Origin of the sequence: Lacticaseibacillus jixianensis, assembly GCF_003946485.1 — a bacterium.
In the GTDB taxonomy this organism is placed as follows: domain Bacteria; phylum Bacillota; class Bacilli; order Lactobacillales; family Lactobacillaceae; genus Lacticaseibacillus; species Lacticaseibacillus jixianensis.
This window is the reverse complement of record NZ_RHOJ01000012.1, coordinates 37829-60214: the sequence shown is the minus strand read 5'-3', so window position 1 is coordinate 60214 and position 22386 is coordinate 37829. Positions and strand designations below refer to the sequence as shown.

General features: G+C 60.8%; 22 protein-coding genes. 9 read left to right on the top strand and 13 right to left on the bottom strand.

Features of this window, described 5'->3' with window-relative positions:
• Positions 1–52: 52 nt before the first annotated feature.
• The 4 genes from EKM85_RS06450 to EKM85_RS06435 all read left to right on the top strand — a co-directional run bounded on the left by EKM85_RS06450 (position 53) and on the right by EKM85_RS06435 (position 3827).
• Positions 53–1141, top strand: coding sequence for a DUF871 domain-containing protein (locus EKM85_RS06450; RefSeq protein ID WP_125585450.1), 1089 nt, complete (start codon positions 53–55; stop codon positions 1139–1141).
• Positions 1142–1537: 396 nt separating this feature from the next.
• Positions 1538–2929, top strand: a complete 1392-nt coding sequence (gene brnQ, locus EKM85_RS06445) for a branched-chain amino acid transport system II carrier protein (protein WP_125585449.1) — start codon at positions 1538–1540, stop codon at positions 2927–2929.
• 153 nt (positions 2930–3082) lie between these two features.
• Positions 3083–3265 carry a YvrJ family protein gene (locus tag EKM85_RS06440; protein ID WP_125585448.1) on the top strand — a complete coding sequence of 61 codons (183 nt, stop codon included), beginning with the start codon at positions 3083–3085 and terminating at the stop codon, positions 3263–3265.
• Complete coding sequence (locus EKM85_RS06435; RefSeq protein WP_125585447.1) at positions 3246–3827, top strand: GH25 family lysozyme; 582 nt, start codon at positions 3246–3248, stop codon at positions 3825–3827. The genes EKM85_RS06440 and EKM85_RS06435 overlap by 20 nt, the downstream gene beginning before the upstream one ends.
• Positions 3828–3986: 159 nt before the next feature.
• Here the strand turns inward: EKM85_RS06435 and EKM85_RS06430 are convergent, their stop codons facing one another.
• Positions 3987–4829, bottom strand: a complete 843-nt coding sequence (locus EKM85_RS06430; RefSeq protein ID WP_125585446.1) for a metallophosphoesterase family protein — start codon at positions 4827–4829, stop codon at positions 3987–3989.
• Between the two features lie 123 nt (positions 4830–4952).
• Here EKM85_RS06430 and EKM85_RS06425 point away from each other — a divergent pair, with 123 nt between their 5' ends.
• Positions 4953–5726 carry an alpha/beta hydrolase fold domain-containing protein gene (locus tag EKM85_RS06425; RefSeq protein WP_125585445.1) on the top strand — a complete coding sequence of 258 codons (774 nt, stop codon included), beginning with the start codon at positions 4953–4955 and terminating at the stop codon, positions 5724–5726.
• Between the two features lie 187 nt (positions 5727–5913).
• Entirely contained in the window at positions 5914–7026 is a 1113-nt protein-coding gene (locus EKM85_RS06420) for a peptidoglycan-binding protein (protein ID WP_125585444.1), read from the top strand.
• Positions 7027–7110: 84 nt separating this feature from the next.
• Here the strand turns inward: EKM85_RS06420 and EKM85_RS06415 are convergent, their stop codons facing one another.
• The 6 genes from EKM85_RS06415 to EKM85_RS06390 all read right to left on the bottom strand — a co-directional run bounded on the left by EKM85_RS06415 (position 7111) and on the right by EKM85_RS06390 (position 13952).
• Positions 7111–8742, bottom strand: a complete 1632-nt coding sequence (locus EKM85_RS06415) for a PH domain-containing protein (RefSeq protein WP_125585443.1) — start codon at positions 8740–8742, stop codon at positions 7111–7113.
• Complete coding sequence (locus tag EKM85_RS06410; protein WP_125585442.1) at positions 8732–9208, bottom strand: PH domain-containing protein; 477 nt, start codon at positions 9206–9208, stop codon at positions 8732–8734. The genes EKM85_RS06415 and EKM85_RS06410 overlap by 11 nt, the downstream gene beginning before the upstream one ends.
• A gap of 138 nt (positions 9209–9346) precedes the next feature.
• A complete protein-coding gene (gene cysK, locus EKM85_RS06405) occupies positions 9347–10264 on the bottom strand; it encodes a cysteine synthase A (protein ID WP_125585441.1) in 918 nt (305 codons plus the stop codon).
• Positions 10261–11076 (bottom strand): homoserine O-acetyltransferase/O-succinyltransferase family protein, encoded by an 816-nt coding sequence (locus EKM85_RS06400; protein WP_125585440.1) that lies wholly within the window; start codon positions 11074–11076, stop codon positions 10261–10263. Before EKM85_RS06400 ends, cysK begins: the two co-directional genes overlap by 4 nt.
• Before the next feature lie 185 nt (positions 11077–11261).
• Entirely contained in the window at positions 11262–13481 is a 2220-nt protein-coding gene (locus EKM85_RS06395; protein ID WP_379882219.1) for a copper-translocating P-type ATPase, read from the bottom strand.
• Positions 13482–13493: 12 nt separating this feature from the next.
• The gene (locus tag EKM85_RS06390; protein WP_125585439.1) at positions 13494–13952 is read right to left on the bottom strand and encodes a CopY/TcrY family copper transport repressor; all 459 of its coding nucleotides are present in this window, start codon (positions 13950–13952) and stop codon (positions 13494–13496) included.
• A 333-nt stretch (positions 13953–14285) separates the two neighbouring features.
• Between EKM85_RS06390 and fba the strand changes: the two genes are divergently transcribed.
• Positions 14286–15170 carry a class II fructose-1,6-bisphosphate aldolase gene (gene fba / locus EKM85_RS06385; protein WP_125585438.1) on the top strand — a complete coding sequence of 295 codons (885 nt, stop codon included), beginning with the start codon at positions 14286–14288 and terminating at the stop codon, positions 15168–15170.
• A gap of 157 nt (positions 15171–15327) precedes the next feature.
• Here the strand turns inward: fba and EKM85_RS06380 are convergent, their stop codons facing one another.
• The 3 genes from EKM85_RS06380 to EKM85_RS06370 all read right to left on the bottom strand — a co-directional run bounded on the left by EKM85_RS06380 (position 15328) and on the right by EKM85_RS06370 (position 16448).
• A complete protein-coding gene (locus tag EKM85_RS06380; RefSeq protein ID WP_125585437.1) occupies positions 15328–15552 on the bottom strand; it encodes a hypothetical protein in 225 nt (74 codons plus the stop codon).
• Positions 15553–15588: 36 nt separating this feature from the next.
• The gene (locus EKM85_RS06375; RefSeq protein ID WP_125585436.1) at positions 15589–15807 is read right to left on the bottom strand and encodes a hypothetical protein; all 219 of its coding nucleotides are present in this window, start codon (positions 15805–15807) and stop codon (positions 15589–15591) included.
• Between the two features lie 89 nt (positions 15808–15896).
• Positions 15897–16448 (bottom strand): sigma-70 RNA polymerase sigma factor region 4 domain-containing protein, encoded by a 552-nt coding sequence (locus EKM85_RS06370; RefSeq protein ID WP_125585435.1) that lies wholly within the window; start codon positions 16446–16448, stop codon positions 15897–15899.
• Between the two features lie 362 nt (positions 16449–16810).
• Here EKM85_RS06370 and EKM85_RS06365 point away from each other — a divergent pair, with 362 nt between their 5' ends.
• Positions 16811–17620, top strand: coding sequence for a hypothetical protein (locus tag EKM85_RS06365; RefSeq protein WP_125585434.1), 810 nt, complete (start codon positions 16811–16813; stop codon positions 17618–17620).
• Between the two features lie 162 nt (positions 17621–17782).
• Here EKM85_RS06365 and glf read toward each other — a convergent pair whose 3' ends face one another.
• Complete coding sequence (gene glf / locus EKM85_RS06360) at positions 17783–18910, bottom strand: UDP-galactopyranose mutase (protein ID WP_125585433.1); 1128 nt, start codon at positions 18908–18910, stop codon at positions 17783–17785.
• 303 nt (positions 18911–19213) lie between these two features.
• Here glf and EKM85_RS06355 point away from each other — a divergent pair, with 303 nt between their 5' ends.
• On the top strand, positions 19214–20725 hold the full coding sequence (locus EKM85_RS06355) for a hypothetical protein (RefSeq protein WP_125585432.1): 1512 nt from the start codon (positions 19214–19216) through the stop codon (positions 20723–20725).
• Between the two features lie 337 nt (positions 20726–21062).
• On the opposite strand, the gene EKM85_RS11645 is transcribed toward EKM85_RS06355, so the two are convergent.
• Together EKM85_RS11645 and EKM85_RS06350 are read right to left on the bottom strand one after the other, a co-directional pair.
• The gene (locus EKM85_RS11645) at positions 21063–21191 is read right to left on the bottom strand and encodes a hypothetical protein (RefSeq protein WP_263853297.1); all 129 of its coding nucleotides are present in this window, start codon (positions 21189–21191) and stop codon (positions 21063–21065) included.
• Between the two features lie 95 nt (positions 21192–21286).
• Positions 21287–21799: a hypothetical protein gene (locus EKM85_RS06350; RefSeq protein ID WP_164510695.1), complete on the bottom strand. Its 513-nt coding sequence runs from the start codon at positions 21797–21799 to the stop codon at positions 21287–21289.
• Positions 21800–22386 lie beyond the last annotated feature (587 nt).

Below are 22386 nucleotides of genomic sequence, written 5' to 3'. Positions count from 1 at the left end.
GACTGGGCCGTGTGCAGACCCTACGCAGCCTTTTTAACTAGGAGGAATTTACATGACGATGCGTCAACTTGGATTATCGATTTACCCCGATCACAGTGATTTTGACAAGAATAAAGCCTACCTTGAACTTGGGAAGAAATACGGTTTCACCCGCCTGTTCATGAGTATGCTGGAAGCCGGCGAGTCCGTTGAAGACACGAAGGCGAAGTACCAGAAGATCGTCGACGTGGCCAAGACTCTTGGCTACCAAACCATCATTGACGTCTCTCCCCGCATCTTCGATCAGCTGGGGATCTCGTACTCGGACCTGAAGTTCTTCGCCGACCTGCACGTCGATGGCATTCGCCTCGACCAGGGCTTCGATGGGGCGACCGAGGCCCTGCTTTCCTACAACCCCTATGGCCTGATCATCGAGCTGAACATGTCCAACAACGTGGACTACCTCAACAACATCATCAGCTACCAAGCCAACACGCCGTACCTGTATGGCTGCCACAACTTCTATCCGCAAGTCGGCACCGCGCTGCCGTACGACTTCTTTGAGGCCTGCTCCAAGCGGTTCCGTCAGTTCAACATCCACAGTGCGGCCTTCGTGGCCAGCCAGGTTGGGACCATGGGGCCGTGGAACGTCAATGACGGACTGCCGACCCTGGAAGCCGACCGGCGCCTGCCGATCGAGGTCCAAGCCAAGCACCTGTGGGCATCCGGCCTGATCGATGACGTGCTGATCGGCAACGCCTACGCCAGTGAGGACGAGCTGCGCCGGCTGAGTGAGATCAACCGCTACCAGGTCCAGTTCCACATCGATTTTGTGGACGACGTGAATGACATTGAAAAAACGGTCGCCCTGACCCCGCAGCACTTTCGCCGCGGCGACATCAACCCGAACGTCATTCGCTCAACCCAGCCGCGGGTGACCTACAAGGCGGTGCCAAACGCCCCGCACGACAACGAGCAGGAGTTCCAGGTCGGCGACGTCTTGGTCGGCAATGACAACTTCGGCATCTACAAAAACGAGCTGCAGATCGTTTTGCGTCCGCACAAGGAACCGCGGAAGAACAAAATCGGCTCAATTGCCAAAGAAGAGCTCATGCTGCTGGACTTCATCAAGCCGTGGAGCAAGTTCAAGTTCATCGGCTAACCCCTGCAAGTGGCGAGCCGATTGAAAAAAGGCTTGACGTTTCGTCCGTCTAACCATATACTCATCTTCAACAAATCAAATTGCCATGAGAAAGACCAGTAATCAACTACCCCCATTCAGCGAGCTTCGTCAGGTGCAAGGAAGCATGGGCAGCGTTGGTGAATATCCCTTTCGAGCAGGGCCCCGAACTAACAGTAACGGGTCATGGCTGCCACCCATTACAGTGGCCGTGTATCGCCTGCGGGCCGTACACGTCGAGGCTGCGCTGGCGACAGCGCAGCGGTTCAAGGTGGTAACGTGCAGACGCACCCTTGATCTCCAAGCGGAGATCAAGGGTGCGTTTTTGACTTCTCAGGGCAAGAAGTGGCATTTGCCGCTTCATTAGGAGGAAATGATATGGATTCATTGACGGAACCAAAGTTAAAACGGCGCGATTACGTGGTGGTCGCCTCCATGCTGTTCGGCCTGTTCTTCGGGGCGGGTAATCTGATCTTCCCGCTGCACCTCGGGCAGCTCGCTGGCGCCAACTGGCTGCCTGCCGCGCTGGGCTTTCTGGTGACGGCGGTCGTCCTGCCGCTGCTGTCGGTGCTCGCCATCTCAGCCACGCACGCCAAGGGGGTCTACGACGTCGGTCTGCCTTTGGGCAAGTGGTTCGCTCTCGCCTTCATGATCCTGATCCACGCGACCATCGGCCCGCTGTTTGGCACGCCGCGCACCGCGACGGTCGCCTTCACCACCGGCATCGCGCCGATGCTGCCAAAAGGCGCGGCGCAAGGCGGCCTGCTCGTGTTCTCCGCCCTGTTCTTCCTCGCCGCGTTCCTGCTGTCCTACAAGGAAAATAAAATCACCAGCGCGGTCGGCAAGGTGCTGAACCCAACGTTTCTGGGGCTTTTGTTCGTCCTGTTCTTCGTTGGCTACCTGAACCGGATGGGCAGTGTCGCCGCCGCAGCCGTCACGCCAGACTACAAAACCGCCGGCTTTCTGAACGGCTTCTTGCAGGGTTACAACACGATGGACGCGCTGGCCGGGTTGGCCTTCGGGGTCACGGTCGTCACCGCGGTGCGCGGGCTGGGCCTGCGCCAAGACGGTGCGGTCGCCGCGTTCACCGCTAAGGCCGGGGTGCTCGCCACGGCCGCCATCGGGGGTGTGTACCTGCTGCTGATCGGCCTGGGCGCCATGTCCGTGAACCACTTCGCCGTCAGCGCCGAGGGCGGCACCGCGTTCAACCAGATCGTCACCTACTACTTCGGCGCCGCCGGCCACGCACTGCTCGCCGCGCTGCTCACCCTCACCTGTCTGACCACGGCGGTGGGGCTCGTCGCCGCTTTTGCCCAGGACTTCCACAAGCACTTCCCCAAAATCAGCTACCGCACCTGGCTGGGGATGATGGCCTTCGCCTCGTTTCTGACGGCGAACTTCGGCCTGGACACGATCATCCAGTGGTCGACCCCGATGCTGATGTTCCTTTACCCGCTGGCCATGGTCCTGATTGGGCTGTCCGTCAGCTCCCACCTGTTTCGGCGCAGCCCGATCGTCTACGGCTTCGTGGTCGCCTTCACCGTCGTGCCGGCCCTGCTGGACATGGTGGCGTCTCTGCCGGCGGTCGTGGCCAAAAGCGGCTTTGGCCTAGCGCTCACCCACGTTCGTGACGCCTACCTGCCGTTTGCCAGCTGGGGGCTGGGCTGGGTCGTGCCGGCCCTGATCGGCCTGGCGCTTGGCCTGACGATTTACCTGGTCCGGCAGCGGCAGGCCGCCGGTGCCCCAGACGCCGAATCCGAAATTGACTGATGCGCGGCGCCCCGGAGATTTTCCCAAAAGCGCGGGGCGGCGGCCTTGCTCAATCAAATTTATGACAATGGCATAAAAGCCAGCCCAAGTGGTTGGCTTTTTTGGTCAAAGCGCGGACAATGGCCCCAAGTCAGTGCCACCAAAAGGAGCACGATGGATACGCAAACTCTGACCTACCTGCTGGACCAGGCGGTGGGCGTGGCGATCGCCATTCTGCTGATCACCCGCATTGAGCGCCGCCTGGACACCCTGATTGAGGAAATCAATACCCTGAGTAAGGAAATCGAGGCCTTCGAGGAGAAAGGAGGCTTACCGCATGGCGAACCTAGTCGCTGACGTTTCCTCCTGGAATCCGGACACCCCGGCGTTCTTCCAAACGCTGCGCAAGGCCGGTACGAAGGCGGTGATCGTCAAACTGTCGGAAGGCACAGGCTACCGCAACCCGAAGGCCGTCGCCCAAATCAAGAACGCGTGGGCCAATGGCATGCACGCGCACGGTTACCACTACGCGCAGTTTCAAACGGTGGCGCAAGCCGAGGTGGAGGCGCGCTACTTTGCCAGCACCGCCAAGCTGCGCGGACTCAACCAGACCAGCGTCATGGCCCTGGACCTGGAGGACGCCAGCCTGAAGGGCGCGCTCACTGGGCGCGTTGCCGCCTTCCTTTCTGCACTGAAAAAGGCCGGCTACCCCAAGGTGGACCTATACACCAGCGCCAGCTGGATCTGGTATCACCGCGTCGACCTCGCCAAGCTGCCGAAGTTGAACCTGTGGATCGCGCGCTACCAGGCATCCCAGCCCGGAGTGGCCAACGTTGGCACCTGGCAGTTCACCTCGAACTTCCAGGGCTTGAAAGTCGACATGAGCTACGATTTCTTCGGTTACTATAGTCAGATTTAAACCGCAGAGGCTGAGACCCAAGCGGTTTTAGCCCAAAAGCAGGCACCCCGCCATCACGATTCGTTCTTCAAAAATCGCGGTGGCGGGGTGTTGGCGTGTCTGGGCGTTGCTGAGACACGACGAGGGCAATTACGCGCCGCGCTTGTTTGCTTAGCCGACTCAATCGTGCTTAGGGTAGAAGCGGTCCACGTCGGCTGCGTAGCCGTGCGCGGCGTTCACGCGTGCCAGCGTCGGCAGATCATGGGTCGACGTCTCCCCGGTTTCGCGCAGGTGGCGGTACAGCTCTAAGTACGGCACCCCTTGCCGGGCGGCGCGCTGGAGCTCCTTTTGAATATCGTAGGCAACCTTGCGGAACTCGACGTCCACGCGGCCGAGCCGGTCGATGTGCAGGAGCGCGTAATGCGCCCGCTGGTCCGCAAAGAAGCGGTGCCACGGCGAGTACGGCTGACCGACCGCACCAGGGTTGATCACCAGCTGACCGCTAGTAGTCGGCCGCATCAGCTGCTGGTGGGTGTGACCGTACACGGCAAGGTCCTGACTGGCCGGCACGAACTGGTCAAAATTGGCTTGCGGCTGGGCCGGGTAGAGGTTACGCCCACCGGCGCGCGTGCGCTCGTTGTGCGCCGCCCCGATGGTCAGACCGTTGACCTCACGTTCGGCGGCGATCGGATGGGCCTTCAGGGTCGCCCACTGCGCCGCGCTCACGTGCTGGCAGGCGTACTCGGTCAGCCGCGCCACGTAGACATCACCGGGATGCGCGAGGCGAAAATGGCCGGCCATGATTCCGTACATGTCCAGCTCCCAGTTGCCGTTCAGCCACACCTCGGGATGAACCGCGGTCAGCAACCGGATCAGTGCCACGTCAGCCGGGCCGGGCAAGAACAGATCACCCAAAAACCAGTGCTGCGTTGCGCCGTGCGCGTGGGCGTCGGCCAGCACCGCCTCCAGTGCGGTCTGATTGCCGTGCACGTCCGCCATCACTGCGATTGTTTCGTCTTTCATGCCCCCGCCTCCTTGCTCCTATCATACAAAATGACGCAACCCGGTCAAGCAGCGGCGGTCGGCAAAGTCAAATCCGTTGCCAGCCCCGCCGAATCCGACTAAGCTGATCCTGGAGGTGGGAGTATGCAAATTCAGACAGATGTGGTCTACGACAGCGAACACGCCCTGAAGCTGGACATTTACGGCCCGGACGGCGTTGCTCGCGGCGGCATCATTCAGATCCACGGCGGCGGGTGGTTTCGCGGCGATAAGGCCAAGGACGCCGACTGGGCGCAGCGCTGGGCCGCCCGGCAGTACGAGGTGATTGTCCCCAACTACCGCATCGCGCCCGCGTTTCACTACCCGGCGGCGCAGGCCGACATGGACACCCTAATGGCCTGGGTCAAAAAGACCCGCCTGCCTTTTGACAAGGCGCACCTGGCGGCGGTTGGCAGCTCGGCCGGCGGCAACATGGCCGTCGAGCTGGCCATCAAGTATGGCATCCCCGCAATTTCCCTGTCCGGCATTCTGGACATCGGCGACTGGCTCGCCCACCACGAAGCCGTTCAGGCGGAGGAAGGCGACACCAGCGATTTCAACCAGCGGGCCAGCGCGACCATCAACCAGGACGGTCCCAACGACCCCTTCTATAAATGGTTCATCACCAACTACATTGCCCCGGCCGACTACGCCAAAGCGACCCCCGCACCGCGCGTGACCGCCCAGACGGGGCCCTTGTACCTGGCCAACTCGCTGAATGAATTCGTTCCGACCAGTGGTCTTTTCCAAATGGGTGAGGCAATGAGTGCCGCGCAGGTGCCATTCGTTTTGCGCACCGTGGTTGGCAGCCGGCACGCGAAGGGCTACCTCGATGACGTTTTTGACGAATTAAATGTGTTTTTGAACAAAGTCCTGTGAGCCCGGACCGGCTTTCCCCGCAGCCCCATCGCTGCGGGGTTTTTCCTGTGAAAAGCGATTGAATGTTCTTGAAAGCGAACGGTTTCATTAGGGCGTGGCCTGTTTTGAAACCGATTTTAGTTATTTAGCAAACGCGTGTTGTGATATAATTCACGTGTGCAATAAAATTGTTTCAGGGAGGATTCGCATGAAGAAGTTCACTTTAATTGGCGCAACCCTGCTGGTCTCATTGGGGCTGGCTGCTTGCGGCAATAGTAATAATTCATCCAGCAGCAGCAAAAGTTCATCCAGCACCAAGACGACCAAGGTCGCCAAGGTCAAGATCAACACCGGCGCCGACGCTTCGGCCGAGGTGCCTGGCAAGGGCACTTTGGTGATGCGCCAGCTCTACGCTGCCCCTCACGGCAAGCAGTCCTTTGCCGCAGTCAACGTGACCCTGAACGGCGACACGATCGTCGGGGCCCGCATCGACGAGTTCCAGTACGTGCCAAAGAGCCCGGACTGGAAGGGCGTGCCTAACGCCGACTCCGACTTTGGCAAGGGGTCCCCTAAGGGCCAGATGCTGATCGCCAAGTTCCAAAACAGCAAGCCTTACTCCGCTTTGATGAAGAAGGAAGCCAAGGCGACCCACACCTGGCAGGAGAACCAAGACGCGATCGAGAACTTCGTCAAGGGCAAGACCATTGCTCAGGTGAAGACCGCGATCAGCGATGTGGCTTCTGCTAAGAAGGTCAGCGACGTCGTGTCCGGTGCCACTTTTGTCGACACCAAGGGCTACCTGCAAGCCATCTATGACGCTGCCACCAAGGGCATGGTCTCCACTGGGATCCAGACCACGAACAACGATGTGACTGAAGGCCAGACGCTTGCGGCGCCTCACGGCAAGCAGTCCTTCGCGATTGTGACCGTCGCCATGCAAGGCGGCAAGGTCGCAAACAGCTTCGTTGACGAGTTCCAGTACACCCCAAGCAGCAGCTTCGGCGGCGTGCCTAACTCCAACAGCGACTTCGGTAAGACCACGAAGGCCGGCACGGTGCTCGCGTCCAAGCGTGCCAACTCCGATGCCTACTCCGCGATCATGAAGAAGGAAGCCAAGGCCACTCACACCTGGGAAGAAAACTCCACGGCGATCAACGAATTTGCCAAGGGTAAGACGATCGCGCAGCTCGAAGCTGCCACCAAGCAGCTGGACGGCAAGACCAAGAAGAGTGACATCACCGATGTTGTCTCCGGGGCCACGTTTGCCGATACTGATGGTTACCTCAAGGCCATCATCGCTGCGGCAAAGCTCGCAAATTAAACCAGCATGCTAGCCTAAATAAACAGGCATCCCGCCGTGGCGAGGTGCCTGTTTTTGCGTGCATCAAGCGTTGCGCCTGCGGCCTTAGAGGGCCCAGTCGCCGGCGCCAAAATCGGCCGGCCGGTACCAGGCGCGCACCGCGTCGGCCACAGGCTGCTCAAGGTAGCTGACCTCAATGTTCTCATTGCTGTCCCCCTGGCGCACGTTGATCACGAGGTGACAAACGCGGCGCTTGGCCAGCCAAACGCTGGTGTTGACCTCCAGCGACTGGACGTTAGCGCGGCGCACGAAGTACCGCTGGCGCCGCCACCAGCCCCCTTTTTGCAGCACCAGCAGGTCAGGCGACAGGATCTTCACGCCGGCACTGCGGGCGGAGTACGTGCCTTGCAGCGCCGCAAGCAGCACCCAGGCTGCCCCGATCAGGGCCGCCGGCAGCAGCCAGGCCGGCCGCCCGAAGTAAATGCCAACGAGCCCGGCTAGCACCGCGACTAGATTGCCCAGCGCGGCGTTGCGAATGTAATACCAGTAACGACTGCGCTGCACCGTCTGCAAGGCGGGCACCTGCGCGGGGAGCCACGTGACGAACCGCCGCATCGCAGTCAGGGCTTGGTCAGCCTTCACCACCGGCATCAGGACCATGGCATCGCTTTGCTCGTCGTCCGAGGCGTTCGAGGCGATCAGTGCCTGCACCGTGGTCAGGTGAAACCATTGCCGAATGACGGTCTGCGAAAACCGGACCGCCTGCAGCTGGTGCAGCCGCGTGCTGACCTGAGTCCGCTTCAGCAGCCCGCGCGCCGCCGTCAGCGTATCGCCGCTTTGGGTCAGCGTGAACTGGTAGTATTTCTGCACTAAGCGCAGATAAGAAATGACGATCCCGATGACCAGCGCAACGATGATCACCGCCACCAGTGCCGCGACTGCCAGCTGCGCCATGTAGCGATTCACGTTCTGCTCCCAGTCTTTGGGCACGATGTCGTCAAACTTGTCCCACAGCCACAAGGCCCCGGTCAGGATCGGGATAAAGCCCAGCGACGTCAACGCGTAGAGGTTCAAATCGTGTGCGGAGATGGTGTAGCTCAGCTCGGCAGGCAGCGGCTCGGCGCCCGAGGTTACCGGCGCACTTGGCTGGGCCGAAGCGGTCGGGTCAAGCACTGCGGCCGGCTCACTTGGTTGGCCGGCAGCACCAAGCGCCCCTAGCTGGGCAGCGGCAGCGGCTTGGTCCCGAGCGGCCAGTGCCGGCGCCGGCACAGCTTGGGCCGGCACTGCCTTGGCCTGCGCCGTTTTCCGACGGGCATCGATGGCCACGCCAACGCTCGGGGCCACGGCGTACAGCTGGGCCTCCCCCTCGCTGCCGTTTTTCCCTGAGGTTTCGATGGTCAGGCTCTCCAGGTTGAACGGCTTAAGGAAAAACCACTGCTGGCGGCGCAGCGTCTGAATCTTGGCGTAGGGAATGTGCCGCGTCTTACGCACGAAGAGGCCGGACTTAATGACGACCTGCGCGTCCGCGAGCCGGTAAGTGAAGCGCAGGTAGCGCACCAGCGTCATGCCAAAGACCAGCAGCACGCCGACCGCGACCAGGACCCAGACGATCCAGCCGCCGTCGCGCCGGTCGCGAAACCCAATGACGATCAACCCGATCACGTAGACCAGCGACTTATACCCGCTCTCGGCGAACATCAGGATCAGGGCGGCTAACGGCAGACGTTCATCCTTCATCGCGCGCCTCCTGGGCCAGCTGCATGATCCGGTCGCGCAGCTGGGCCGCGACTTCCTTGGTCACCCCGGCGATCGTATCCGTGGTGGAGGCGGTCTGCACCTGGACTTCCTGCAGGCCCTGCCACTGCATCAGCGGCCCAGACTCCAGCGTCACGTTTTGGATGCGGCTGATCGGCACCGCTTTTTCCGAACGAAAAATGTAGCCGCTGCGCGAATACACGGCAGTCGGCGTGATCAGGTAGCGCCAGAAGCGGTACCGATACGGGATCAGCACCAGGTGAATGCCCGGGTGCAGGATCGTCGCGGCGCCGGCCACCGCGGCCAGCCACCATGGCCAGCCCCACAACCGCCAGGCGCTCACCAAAAAAATGGTGATCACTAGCCAAATGACGCCATCGATCAGTGCTTTGGTGCGCCAGACCGTCTTGATCTGCGCGGGTAGTTGTTCGCCTTTCATCTCGTCCATCACTCCTCTTTGCCGGTAGTATAACCCGAATTTGTTTTTAGTGGTGAGCGGGGTGACAGTTTTGTTCGTCGCCCCTGCCGGCAGCCGCAAAAAGCGGTCGCTCCCGCCCGGGGACGACCGCTTTGACATTGCTGACAGTTAAAATTCAAACAGCTCTGTTGACAGATACCGTTCGCCGTTATCCGGGGCGATGGTGACCACGTGCTTGCCTGCCCCGAGCCTTTTGGCCAGCTCAATGGCCCCGAAGATGTTCGCGCCGGCGGAGATTCCAGGCAAAAAGCCCTCTTCACGGCCGACCCGCTTGGCCATGGCGAAGGCCTGCGCCGAGGTGACCGCGATCACGTCCTGATACAAATCGGTGTCCAGGACTGCTGGCACAAACCCGGCCGAGATGCCCTGGATCTTGTGCTTACCACTGTGGCCTTCCTTGAGCACCGGACTTTCGGCAGCCTCCAGCGCGTAGATTTGCACAGCCGGATCGACCTTTCTTAGCGCCCGGGCGACGCCGGTCAGCGTGCCCCCAGTACCAACGCCGGCCACAAAGGCATCCGGTGTTTTGCCACCGAAATCGGCAATGATCTCCTGGCCGGTGGTCTGCTCATGAACGTCAGGGTTCGCCGGGTTGGTGAACTGACTCGGCATGAAGTAGCCGTGGGCCTTGGCCAGCGCCTGCGCCTGTTTGATCGCGCCAGGCATCCCCTCGGCGCCAGGGGTCAGGATGAGCGCGGTGCCGTAGCCTTGAATCAGCGCGCGGCGTTCCACGCTCATGGTCTCGGGCATCAGCACGATCATATGATAGCCCTTGGCCGCCGCGACCAGCGACAGGCCGATGCCGGTGTTACCCGAGGTGGCCTCGATAATGGTGCCGCCGGGCATAAGGGCGCCGCTCTGCTCGGCCGCCTCGATCATGGACAGGCCGATGCGGTCCTTGACGGAGCCACCGGGATTGAAGAACTCCAACTTAACGTAGACGGTCGCGGCGCCAGCCGGCACCACGTGATTCAACTTGACCATCGGCGTGCGGCCGATCAATTCCGTAATGTTGTTTGCAATCATGCGCTAACCTCCTTCGCTTCTCGCTTCGCCCAGACCCGGTCAACCCACCGGTCGAAAAAGACGTGCTGGGTCTCTTCCCACCTGAACTGCGGGCCACTCATCGTCTGCGGATCAGTAAAATAATGCGCCGGCCGAAGGTATTGCCGCTCCGGATGAGCCGTGACCTCGCGCTGGTACTCGTGCAGCAGGCCCTCCCTGCCGTACTCCAGATGCGCGAACATGAACGTCTGATTGGCTTCCGGGCGGTCGACCAGCAGCAGCTCACCGCTTGCGGTCGTCGCCTCCAGGTGCAGGCGCGCGTCCGCCTCGATCTGGCCCCGGTCCATCTCCGCGTACCGGGCGTGGGCGGCGTAGAATTCGTCGGGCAGGCCGGCCAGCAGCGGCGCAGGCGCGAGGCGCCGCTCGCGGTAGACCCCGAACAGTTTGTGCGGCAGCAGGTGCTTTTCGATCCCGTAAAAGTAGTCAAGCGCCGCCATCCCGCCCCAGCACAGGTACAGCTGAGGCACCGCACGGCCGGCCAGCGCGGCCATCAGCGCCTGCACCTCGGCGATGTAGGTCACATCGGCAAAAGCCAGCTGCTCGATGGGCGCGCCGGTGATCACAAAGCCATCCATGCGCTCGGCTGCGGCAAGGTCCAGCGGCGCCAGGATGGCGGCCACTTCGGCCGGTGCGCCGCTTGGGTAGTGCGTCTTCGGATAGTAGAAATGCAGCGCGACGGGCCGGCCCGCATGCGTGAGCACTTTGGTGAAGCGCGCATTCGTCGCGGCCTTGTCGTGCATGACGTTAAGAATCCCAATTTGTAGTGGTCTCATCGTGTCCTCCTTTCCGTAGCCCTACATTCTAACTATTTGTAAGTAAAATGCAAGTTTTGCGTGATGCCGGTGCGAGCACAGTACCGCGACCTGCCAGCGGCCAAGGCGGCAACGCTCACCGCCTCAGCATTGGGTGGCCTTAAGATAGAAAAAGCCGACGCACCCACGGGATGCGTCGACTCCGGCTAGTTTAGCTTCAGGCTCATGGCGTTCAGCGCGACGATCACGGTAGAAGCGGACATCACCAGCGCCCCCACCGCGGGGCTGAGGATAATGCCGATACCGGCCAGCACCCCGGCCGCCAGCGGGATGGCCAGAATGTTGTAGCCGGCCCCCCACCAGAGATTCTGGATCATCTTCCGCGTCGTCGCCCGGCCCAGGTTCAGGAAGGTCAGGATGTCCTGCGGCTCGCTTTTGACCAGCACGACGTCGGCCGAATCGATCGCGACGTCCGTGCCGGCCCCAATCGCGATGCCGATCTCGGCGCGCGCCAGGGCCGGGGCGTCGTTGACCCCGTCGCCGACCATCGCAACGCGGTGGCCCGCCGCTTGGTACTGCCGCACCAGCTTGGCCTTATCCGCGGGCTTCAGCTCGGCGTGCACCTTGATGTCGCCAAGTTGGTGCGCGACCACCGCAGCGGCCGCCTGGTTGTCCCCCGTCAGCATGACCGGGGTGATGCCGCGTGCCCGCAAACCGGCGATCAGCGCCTTGGCATCGGGCTTCAGCTCGTCCCCCTGTGCAATCAGCCCCAGCACCGTCTGGCCTGCGATTAAAAAGGAAAGGGAGTTGCCAGCCGCGGCCAGCTGGTCAAACACTGCCCGGTCAAAGGCAATGCCGTGTTCACTGAGGTAGTTGGCCGTCACGATGGCGTAATCCTTGCCCGCAATTTGGCCGGTCAAGCCGACGCCCTGCAGGGTCTGCACCGCAGTCGCGGTCGGGGCCGCTACCCCGCGCGCCTTGGCCGCCGCCAGGATCCCGGTCGCCAGCGGGTGGCTGGAGCTCGCCTCCAGCGCCGCAAACTGGCCAAGGACCGTCTGCTCATCCGCACCGGCAAAAACCTTCACCGCGTTGACCTTAAATATTCCCTGGGTCAGGGTGCCGGTTTTGTCCATCATCAGCGTATCGATCTTGCCGGCCGTTTCTAGCGCCTGCCGGTTGCGCACCAAGAGGCCCCGGCCCGCCGCCAGACTCGTCGAGCGGGCGACCACCAGCGGGATCGCGAGGCCCAGCGCGTGCGGGCAGGCGATGACCAGCACCGTCACCAGCCGGGTCAGGCCGGTGCTCAGCCCGGCGATCGCAGTCCACGCGAAGAACGCGATCAGCCCGACCAGCAGCGCCGCAAAAAACAGGTACCGCGACACCACGTCGGCCATCGTCTCGGCGCGCGACTTATCCGCCTGCGCGTCGGCGACCAGCTTGGCCACCTGCGCCAGGTAGCCGGATTCGCCGGTGCCGGTGACTTTGACCGTCAGCGAGCCGTTCCCGTTGACGGCGCCGCCGATGACCTGATCGCCCACCGTTTTTTCCATCGCCTTGGCCTCGCCGGTGACCAGCGCCTCGTTGACCGCGCTTGCGCCGGCGGTGATCACGCCATCAGCCGGAATCTTTTCGCCGGCCTGCACGACCACGCTGGCGCCTTCCTGCAGCTTCGCCAGCGCCACGTCAGCCGTGCTGCCGTCTGCTTGCACCACGTGCGCGGCGCCAGGCAGCAGCGCCGCCATCTTCGACATCACGTCGCCGGCGTTCATGACCGCGTTCATTTCGATCCAGTGGCCCAGCAGCATGATCACGATCAGGCTGGCCAGCTCCCAGAAGAAGTCCATGGTCATGCCAGTCGGGTCGACGAAGTGGTTCATAACGAACGCGTAGACGCTGTACAGGTAGGCAACCGAGATCCCCATGGCGATCAGCGTCATCATCGCCGGCGCCTTATCCTGCAACTCGCCTTTGGCCCCGCTCAGGAACGGCTGGCCGCCGTAGAAGAATAGGAACGTCGCCAGCGCCAGCACCAGCCAGTCTGAGCCAGGAAAAGTGAACTGGAACGGCAGGTGCAGCCCCATGAACGGCGACAGGATGAACACCGGAATCGCGGCGACCAGCGAGAGCCAGAACTTCCGCTTGAAGGCGCCCATATTCATGTGCCCCATGCCGGGCATGTCCATGTCCATGTCATCCATGTTCATGTCACTCATATCCATGCCGCTCATGCCGGCCATATCGCTCGCGCCGTTCATTGCGCCCTGCTCCTCGGTGGCGGGCATGGCGCTCATATGCATCGCATGCTTTTCTGCCATGTTGGCCATTGCCTCATGGTGCACGCCGGCTTGGTGGCGCGGCTCATGGTCCATTTTCATCTGGTGGTCATGATGCATCGGCCGCATTGCTTCTTTTGATTCGTCGCTCAAAGTCAATTCCTCCTAACACTCACAGTCGGCAGCCGGTGCAACCCCTGCCGCCGGTTCCGGCGGTAAGCAGTCGCACGGCACTGTCGTCGGCGCCGTTTTCGCCTTCTCGGTCAGCACCCGCTGCAAGGCCGCAATGTCGGCCTGAGTCAGCGGGGTCCGCTCGATCAAGTCCACCAGCGTGGCGCCTTTTTTCATCGCGCACAGGTGGTTGAACAGCTCGGCCACCGTCTCGTCCATCGCGTCGGCCTCCGCGACTGTGGCGTGATAGACAAACTTGCGCCCATCCTTGGTCGTCGCCAGCAGCCCCTTCTTGACCAGCCGGCCGAGCAGCGTCTTGATGGTCGAGTCCGACCAATCCCGCTTCCGCTGCAGCAGCGTGATCAGCTCGCCGGTTTGCACCTCGCCCTTGGTCCAGACGATCCGCATCAGGTCCCATTCGCTCGGGGTGATTTCGTCAATTTTGGCATCCATTCGGCATTCTCCTTACGTCTACGTTTGTAAACTACAATGTCAGTATAGCACGTCGTTTACATCTGTCAACGATAAATGCAGCCCTCACCTTGAGTAAATCTGAAGCTGACTCGACTCGGCCCGCCAACTGCCGATGGGAGACGTGCTCCCCATAGCTCAGCACCGGGCGTGAAAACGCCTGCAACCGGCTAATCCCTGTCAGCCGTGAAGTCCGGCCTACTCACCTCGGCCGTGCTGAAAGCTCCAATAAAACACAATCGTCATGCGTGAAAATCTATGTTACACTAGAGGCGTTAAAAATCTTGTTTTTCAAAAATAGGAGGAATTACACTTATGCCATTTGTACGCGGCACAGAATTGTTCCAAGCTGCTCGGAAGGGTCACTACGCTATCGGTGCGTTCAACACCAACAACCTCGAATGGACCCGCGCTCTGCTTCAGGGTGCCCAGGACCTCAACGTCCCGATCCTGATCCAGACCTCCATGGGGGCTGCCAAGTACATGGGCGGCTACAAGCTTTGCAAGGCTCTGATCGAGCTCGAAGCTGAGTCCATGAACATCACCGTTCCTATCGTTATCCACCTTGACCACGGTAACTACGAAGCTGCTAAGGAAGCGATTGCTGCCGGCTACAACTCCGTTATGTTCGACGGCCACGATCTGCCTTTCGAAGAGAACGTTGAGAAGACCAAGGAAATCGTCAAGTTGGCACACGCCAAGGGCATTTCCGTTGAAGCCGAAGTTGGCTCAATTGGCGGTGAAGAAGACGGTGTGATCGGTGAAGGCGAACTTGCTTCTGTTGAAGAAGCAAAGACCCTTGCCGCAACTGGCATCGACTTCCTGGCTGCCGGCATTGGTAACATTCACGGCCAATACCCAGCTAACTGGAAGGGCCTGCACTTCGATCGTCTGCAGGAAATTGCTGACGCCGTTGACCTGCCATTGGTTCTTCACGGTGGCTCAGGCATTCCTCAGGACCAAGTTGAAAAGGCGATCTCCATGGGGATCTCCAAGCTCAACATCAACACTGAATGCCAGTTGGCCTTTGCGAAGGCTACTCGCGAATACATCCTTGCTAACAAGGACCAGGAAGGCAAGGGTTACGACCCTCGCAAGCTTCTGGCCCCTGGTACCAAGGCGATCACTGACACCTTCAAAGAAATCTCCGGCTGGATGGGTACCCGTTCAGTTAAGATGGTCCCAGAAGAAGTTAAGTAATCCCTGCTCTTTGAGCAAACCGAAAGCCCCTTGCCGCGATGGCAAGGGGCTTTTTGTGTTGGCCCGCGAAGTGCGAACGACCGCAATCGTCAGTGTCACGGTTGTTAGATTTTGCGGATTCATTCGCTTACTGGGGGAAGTGATGAAAATGCGGGGCCTACTCGGTTACCGGGAACAGTTCCTCTTCAACAGTGTACAGGGTCTTGGCGCTGGCCAACTTGACGAAATATAGCTGGCCGTTGGCGCCGAACGCCTTGCTGTCAATCAGGACGCCGCTTAACTCCCGGGCGTAGTCTTCCGCCGGGCGCTCGCTCAAGCCGCCAATCTGGAAGGGGTGCTCGCGCCCGTCTTGGCCCTGAAATACCAGGTTCAGTTGATACATGCTCATTCCTCCTTTCTTATGGGATCCATGGGGTCACTACTCGTCGTCTGGAACCAGGTCCGCGGTGATCGTCAGCTGGATCCCGCCGAGCTGGTCGCCGGGAATCGCCTTGACGACCTCCTGGGCAACGCTCATCAACGCGGCATCGGTGGCACTCGGCAAGATATCGCCAAGGCCGCGCCGCAGCGCGTAATCCGGGTTGCTCGGATTCACGATCGTGAGCGTCGCACGGCGCCGTACAATTTTCTGTGCCATGAGGGTTCCTCCTTTCTGCATGATCTGCAGGGCCAACCTCGGCCCTACACATGAATAAAGCGGCGGCGGGGAAAAAGTTCACAGTGCCGTCAGCCCGCCGCGTTCGGCGCCGTCTCAAGCGCCTGGTACTTGGCGTAGATGCGCCGCAGCACGTTCGTCATGTTGGCCTGCGACAGCCCAAGCACGGCCCGGGCCGCGGCGCGCGGCCACGCTTCGTCGACCATCAGCGTAAACACCGCCGCCTCGCGTGGGCTCAGCTGCGCCCGCAGCCGCGGCAGTCTGGCCGCCCACAGCGCATCGTCCAGCCGCATGGCAATCTGTGCGGCTGGGTCGAGCTCCCCTGGCGGCTCGGCCAGCACGCTGCGTTCGTGCAGCATGGGCCGCTTGGCCTCCCGCTGTTTGATTTTCAGCAGGCCGTAGTACACGAACAGGCCGGCCAGCTTGTTGAACTTCGCCGCCGCGGCTGCCGGCTTCACCGGGTCGCGGTAGTGCTGGTAATAATGCACGTAGATCAGCATGCCCTCTTCCACCAAATCGTCGTAGTCGGGATCAAAAGGCCGCACGGACAGGCGGCGCACCGCCGCGTGCACCACGCCTTGATTGGCCAAGTACAGCTTGAATCCCGCATGACTAGTCTTCATCACCATCAGCCTCCTGCGCCTGGCGCGGAGAATTTCATTAGCGCTAATGATGAAGCGAGTATAGGGCCAGCTGCGGGCCTTGCCGAGGTCCACTGCCGCAGCTGCTGCACCGCGGCAAGACGCGAACGGGAGCGGTCAGCGGCGGCAGCGCAAGCCCGGTACACCGGGCCGCACACCGCGAAGTAGTGTTCCGGAAAATAGTTTGGCGACGCCCTCCTCAACCAGCGGGCGCCGCCTCATTTTTTTAATGTTCTGGTAAGAAAAAGGCTTTGACAAAAAATAAGTACACTTGTTATGATGCATCGCGTTTGGGGAACGAGGGTTCGAAGCGCTGAGCCAAATCACATCTGGGAGGGGTTCTAATGATCAAAATCACCAGCGCCGATGGTCCGCTACTGCAAGTGCCAGGCTTCACCCCGCGCGACTTAGAACTGATGGCCGCGCAGCTGCCTGTGTGCAATGAACTTGTCTATCGACCCACGTTGGCCTTACTCATGCCGTTCAACCACGGCCAGGGCCGCACGATCGCGGTTGATACGCAGTTCGGCCCTTACGTCTCCACTGAGCGGACGCCGGCCATCGTCCACACGCTTGCCGGCAGCTTGGCTCCTTACCGCAAGCAGTTGAACAATGCGCGCCATGCGGCCTCGACGCAGCTCGGCCTGCACGGCCAGCCGCCGCGAGTCGTCTCGTTTTTTCGCCTGTTCTACTTCTCTTTGGGCCGCGGAGAGGGCCCCGACTTCATCTGGGTCGCCGGCCACTACCTCCAGGATCTCACCATCCAAGGCCCCGGCGTGGTGGCCGCACGGTTCATTACCGCCGACCGCGGCAGCTTCACGGTAGCGCTGCGCAGCGCCACGCTGCCGGACGCGCGGCGGCTCAGCCAGCGCATGGCATTTGCGGCCGCGGTCACCCGGGCGATGCAAACCGTGCTGCGGGAAGCGCTTGGCCTGCTCCTTTACGGGGCGCAGTACACCATTCCGCTGCCGCAAAGTTATGCGACCTTGGCCGCCATCGCCGATCCGCTGACCGGACCGCCGCCGAATCCCTGGCGCGCCCAGTTCGAGTTGCTCTGGCCGCTGGTGAAGGCGCAGCTTCAGGCCGATGGCACCTACCACGACCTCGCAGAGCTGCGGGCGGCGCTCATCGAACGGCTGCGGCACTTCGACTAATCTGGGCAATGCAAAAAAGCCTAGCGTGCCGAAAACAGCTCGGGGCACGCTAAGCCCTTAAAGGCGGAGCTTCTTGAGGAACGCGACTTTGTTGGCCACTGCAGCTTCGCCAAGCACGCGCCGCTTCTGCGGGCCCTATGAGTCACCCGCACACGCGTCAGGCTAGCGCTGGCGCGGCGTGAACAGCGGGCTGTTGTTCACGAACTGCAGCGCCGCCGCGATGACTTGGTCCATGTTGTAGTACCGGTACATCCCCAGCCGGCCGCCAAACGCGACCTGCGGCACCGTGGTCTGCGCGTAATCTTGGTACTGGGCGAAAAGGGAGTCGTTCTCCTGATCGTTGAGCGGGTAGTACGGCTCGCCGCCCGGACGCCACGCCTGCGGATACTCGCGGGTGATCACGGTGTGGTCCGTGCTGCCCGCGCCGAACTCGAACCACTTGTGTTCGATGATGCGCGTAAACGGGGTTTGGGCGTCGGTGTAGTTGATCACGGCGTTGCCCTGGAAGTTCGGCGTGGCCAAAGTTTTGGTTTCAAAGCGCAGGGAGCGGTACGCCAGCGGGCCGAAGCGGTAATCGAAAAACTGATCGATCATCCCCGTGTAGACGATGGCGTCATAATCGCGCAGGTACGCCTCACGCGCGGCGAGAAAATCGCGGTTCAACGTCACCGTCACGTTCGGGTGCGCCAGCATTTTCGCCACCACCTGGGTGTAGCCGCCAATCGGGATGCCCTGGTACGGATCGTTGAAGTAGTTGTTGTCGAAGGTGAAGCGCACCGGCAGCCGGCGAATGATGAACGCGGGCAGGCGCCGCGGATCCTGGCCCCACTGCTTGGCCGTGTAGTCGCGCACCAGCTTGCGGTAGATGTCGGTGCCGACCAGCGAGATAGCCTGCTCCTCCAGATTTGTCGGCGTTTTGTCGCCCAGTGCGGCGCGCTGCGCTGCGATCTTGGCCTGGGCCTGCGCCGGTGTCGTCACGCCCCACATCTGGTAGAACGTGTTCATGTTGAACGGCAGGTTGTACAGCTCGCCGTGATAGTTCGCCACGACCTCGTTGGTGTAGCGGTTGAAGTCAGCGAACTGATGCACATAGTCCCACACCGCGCGGCTGCTCGTGTGAAAAATGTGCGCGCCGTACGCGTGCACCTGAATGCCCGCCACCTCCTTGGTGTAGACGTTGCCCGCAATGTGCGCGCGCTTGTCGATCACGGTGATGGCGTGGCCCTGCTTGGCCAGCTCGTGGGCGCTGACGGCCCCAAACAGGCCGGCCCCGACAATTAAGATTCGCATGTTCTCCTCCTCAAGCCAAAAATCCGCTACCGCTACCTTACCACGCCCACCCGCGCCGCGGCGATCAACCTGAAGTCACCCCCGCCACATTTTCACCTGCCGAGCGGCCAAGTCCATCGGACCACGCTCAATTGATCGCCAATGATAACAAAATGGTAGCCAAATTAGCCCAATCCATACGCTTAAAACCGGCATCCTGACTTGTTTTCGTGCGGTGAGACGGGTCAATTAGATAATTCTATCTTAGCCCAAGAATATGCCGTATAATGAGGGTAAGATTGGGGAATTTTGGGAGGTGACTGGATGAACGCGTCTGCGATTTTTAATGCTGAGGATCAAGCCAGCTATCAGGTGCTCCAAATGATCAGTAACGCGGCCAGCCAGACTGTCGCTGAATCCGCGTTGCAAGAGCAGTTCGGGCTGACCAAGTACAAGCTCAACAAGCTGTTCGACACCTTGAACGCGGATCTTGTCGCCGTGTCGACCACCACGCCCAGCTACCTCGACGACCTCGAGAAGGGCTTCTGGCGGGCCCACCACCTCACCAAGGTCATCCTCCAAAAGCTGCGCCTGATGTACCTTCAGCGCGGTTACCTCTTCACGGTTTTCGAGTACCAGTTCTTCTTCTCGAACCGGACCCCGAAAAACAAGTACATGCAGGAACACTTCATTTCCAACGCCAAGTTCTACGAGGCCTCCGCGCAGCTAAAAGGCGCCTTGGCCGACGATTTTCTCACCCCGCACGCCGAGGCGGACACCGAGTTTGCCACCCGGCTGGCGCTGTTTCAGTTCTACTTCGTCGCCTACAACGGGATCGCCAGCCCCTTCAAGGAACTCGATCCCACCGTGGCGGCGCTGATCAGGACGCTTGAGGCCCAGCTTGAAGTCGCACTGCTGCCAACGCAGGTCACCAAGTTGCGCTTTTTCCTTAAAATCTGGCTGCTGCGGATGATGAACGGCCAGCACATTCAAAACGTGCTGCCGGGCGACATCACCCTGCCTGGCGCGGACGGGTGCTTGGACGGCGTGCACAAGATCCTGCCCAAGCAGTTCGGCGTCACCACCGCCGAGCTCGATTACCTCTACGCGTTCCTAGGCATCTGGCATTACCTGCCGGACACGCAGGGCGCGGCATTGATTTCCGCGGCCCACCTGCCCCAGGCGGCCAAGATGACGACGGACTTTATTCACCTGGTTCAGACGCACCACATCCTTGAAGACGGCGCTAAGCCTGACCTGTCCGCCTTGCACGACGCGCTCTTTGGTCTGCACGTGCAGATGGTCACCTTTTACCTGGCGCCGACGACCTTCATCGACGATCAGCAGATCAGCTTTTTTGCCAACCTGTACCCGGCCTTCGACGCGCTGATCCTCACCTTCATCAGCCAGCTGGTCAAGGCGGGCGACCCGGTGCTCAACCGCACCATGGCCGTCAACTTGTACTTCTCCTACATGTTCACGCTGATCAACTACCTGCCGCCAGAAGCGCTGCGCGACAAAGTTTACGTCTGCGTTGATTTTGCGCAGGGCCCGATTTACACTGACTACATCTCGCGGACCCTGTCGAGTTTCGACAACGCCTTTATCGTGATCGAGCACCGGCTGTCCAAGCACACCGACGTCTACCTGTCCGACTTTTCCGACCCGCAGCTGACCATGCCGCAGGTCACTTGGGCCAACCCGCCCTCGCCGGCAGACTGGCGAGAACTGGCGGACTTGACGGTACGCGTCAAACAGACGAAAATGCAGGCGGTAGTTCCTCAAACAGTCAGTGATCCATTCTCATTGAAAGGAAAGGAGGCAAGTGATGACTAACCCAACTCATATTACCAACTGGCGCCATGCGCTGCTGGCGGCTGCGGCCGCAACCGGGGTGGGCCTTGCCGCAGAAACGGTAAGCGCACCCCAAACCGTTGCCCAGGCGGACGCCAAGGTCGACGTTGAACTGAGTACCTCGTGGACCATCCCGGCCAGCACCGCGGACGGGACGCTTGCCTCTGCGCGGTTTCTCGGCAGCACCGTCGTGGCGACGGACGACAGCGGGAATACCCTCGGCACGATTACCTTACGGGCAGACGATTTTCGCGTCGTGGATGACGACGATACCGCCGGCAATTACAGCGCCATTTTGACCAAAAAAGGCCGCAGGCGCCTACTGGCTGCCATCACGGAACGGCGGAAGCACGTGACGTACCACCTGCCAGCACTCATCCAGGGCGATCTTGAGGTTGATCCAGCCAACCAGCGCCAGGCGGTCGTGACCTTTAACTATGTCGACCACGGCGAAGTCATTGCCAGCACCCGCATGTCGGTCTCCGCGTTCTACGCCGGCACCCTGAACGACGAGCTGCCGGCTGGCTACGAACTGGCCCCCGGTCAAAGTGCCAGCATCTCCTTCACAATGTCCGGACCGGCGACCGTGGTGCCGATCAACGTTGTGAAGATAGTCAACCAAGGGAGTAGTGCGGACTCAGGGGCAACATCAAGCGCCGACTCTGGGGCGCAGTCCAGTGCGGATTCCAGTGCCACTTCAAGTGCGGACTCCAGCGCTGCATCAAGCGCTACGTCAAGTTCGGACTCCAGCGCACAGTCCAGTGCTACGTCGAGCGCAGACTCCAGTGCTGCATCAAGTTCGGATTCTAGTGCCGCATCAAGCGCTGATTCGAGCGCACAATCCAGTGCGGATTCTAGTGCCGCATCAAGCGCTGACTCCAGTGCCACTTCAAGTTCGGACTCCAGTGCTGTATCAAGCGCTGACTCGAGCGCACAGTCCAATGCAGACTCCAGCGCTACATCAAGTGCTGACTCCAGTGCACAGTCCAGTGCAGATTCTAGTTCCGCATCAAGCGCTGATTCGAGTGCACAGTCCAGTGCAGATTCTAGTGCCACTTCAAGTTCGGACTCCAGCACGGCATCAAGCGCTAACTCTAGCGCTCAGTCCAGTGCGGATTCTAGTACTGCATCAAGCGCTGACTCTAGTTCTACATCAAGCGCTGATTCGAGTGCACAGTCCAGTACGGATTCCAGTGCCGCATCAAGTGTTGACTCCAGTGCACAGTCCAGTGCAGATTCTAGTGCCACATCAAGTGCTGACTCTAGTGCCGAATCAGGCGCCAACTCTAGTGCTCAATCCAGCGCTGACTCTAGTGCTGCATCAAGTGCTGACTCCAGCACGGCATCAAGCGCTAACTCTAGCGTTCAGTCCAACGCAGACTCCAGTGCTGCATCAAGTGCTGACTCTAGCGCTCAGTCCAGCGCAGACTCCAGTGCTACATCAAGTGCTGACTCCAGTGCACAGTCCAGTGCAGATTCTAGTGCCGCATCAAGCGCGGACTTCAGCACGGCATCAAGCGCTAACTCTAGCGCTCAGTCCAGTGCAGACTCCAGTTCAACATCAAGCGCTGACTCGAGTGCACAGTCCAGTGCAGACTCAAGTGCCGCATCAAGTGCTGACTCGAGCGCACAGTCCGGTGCAG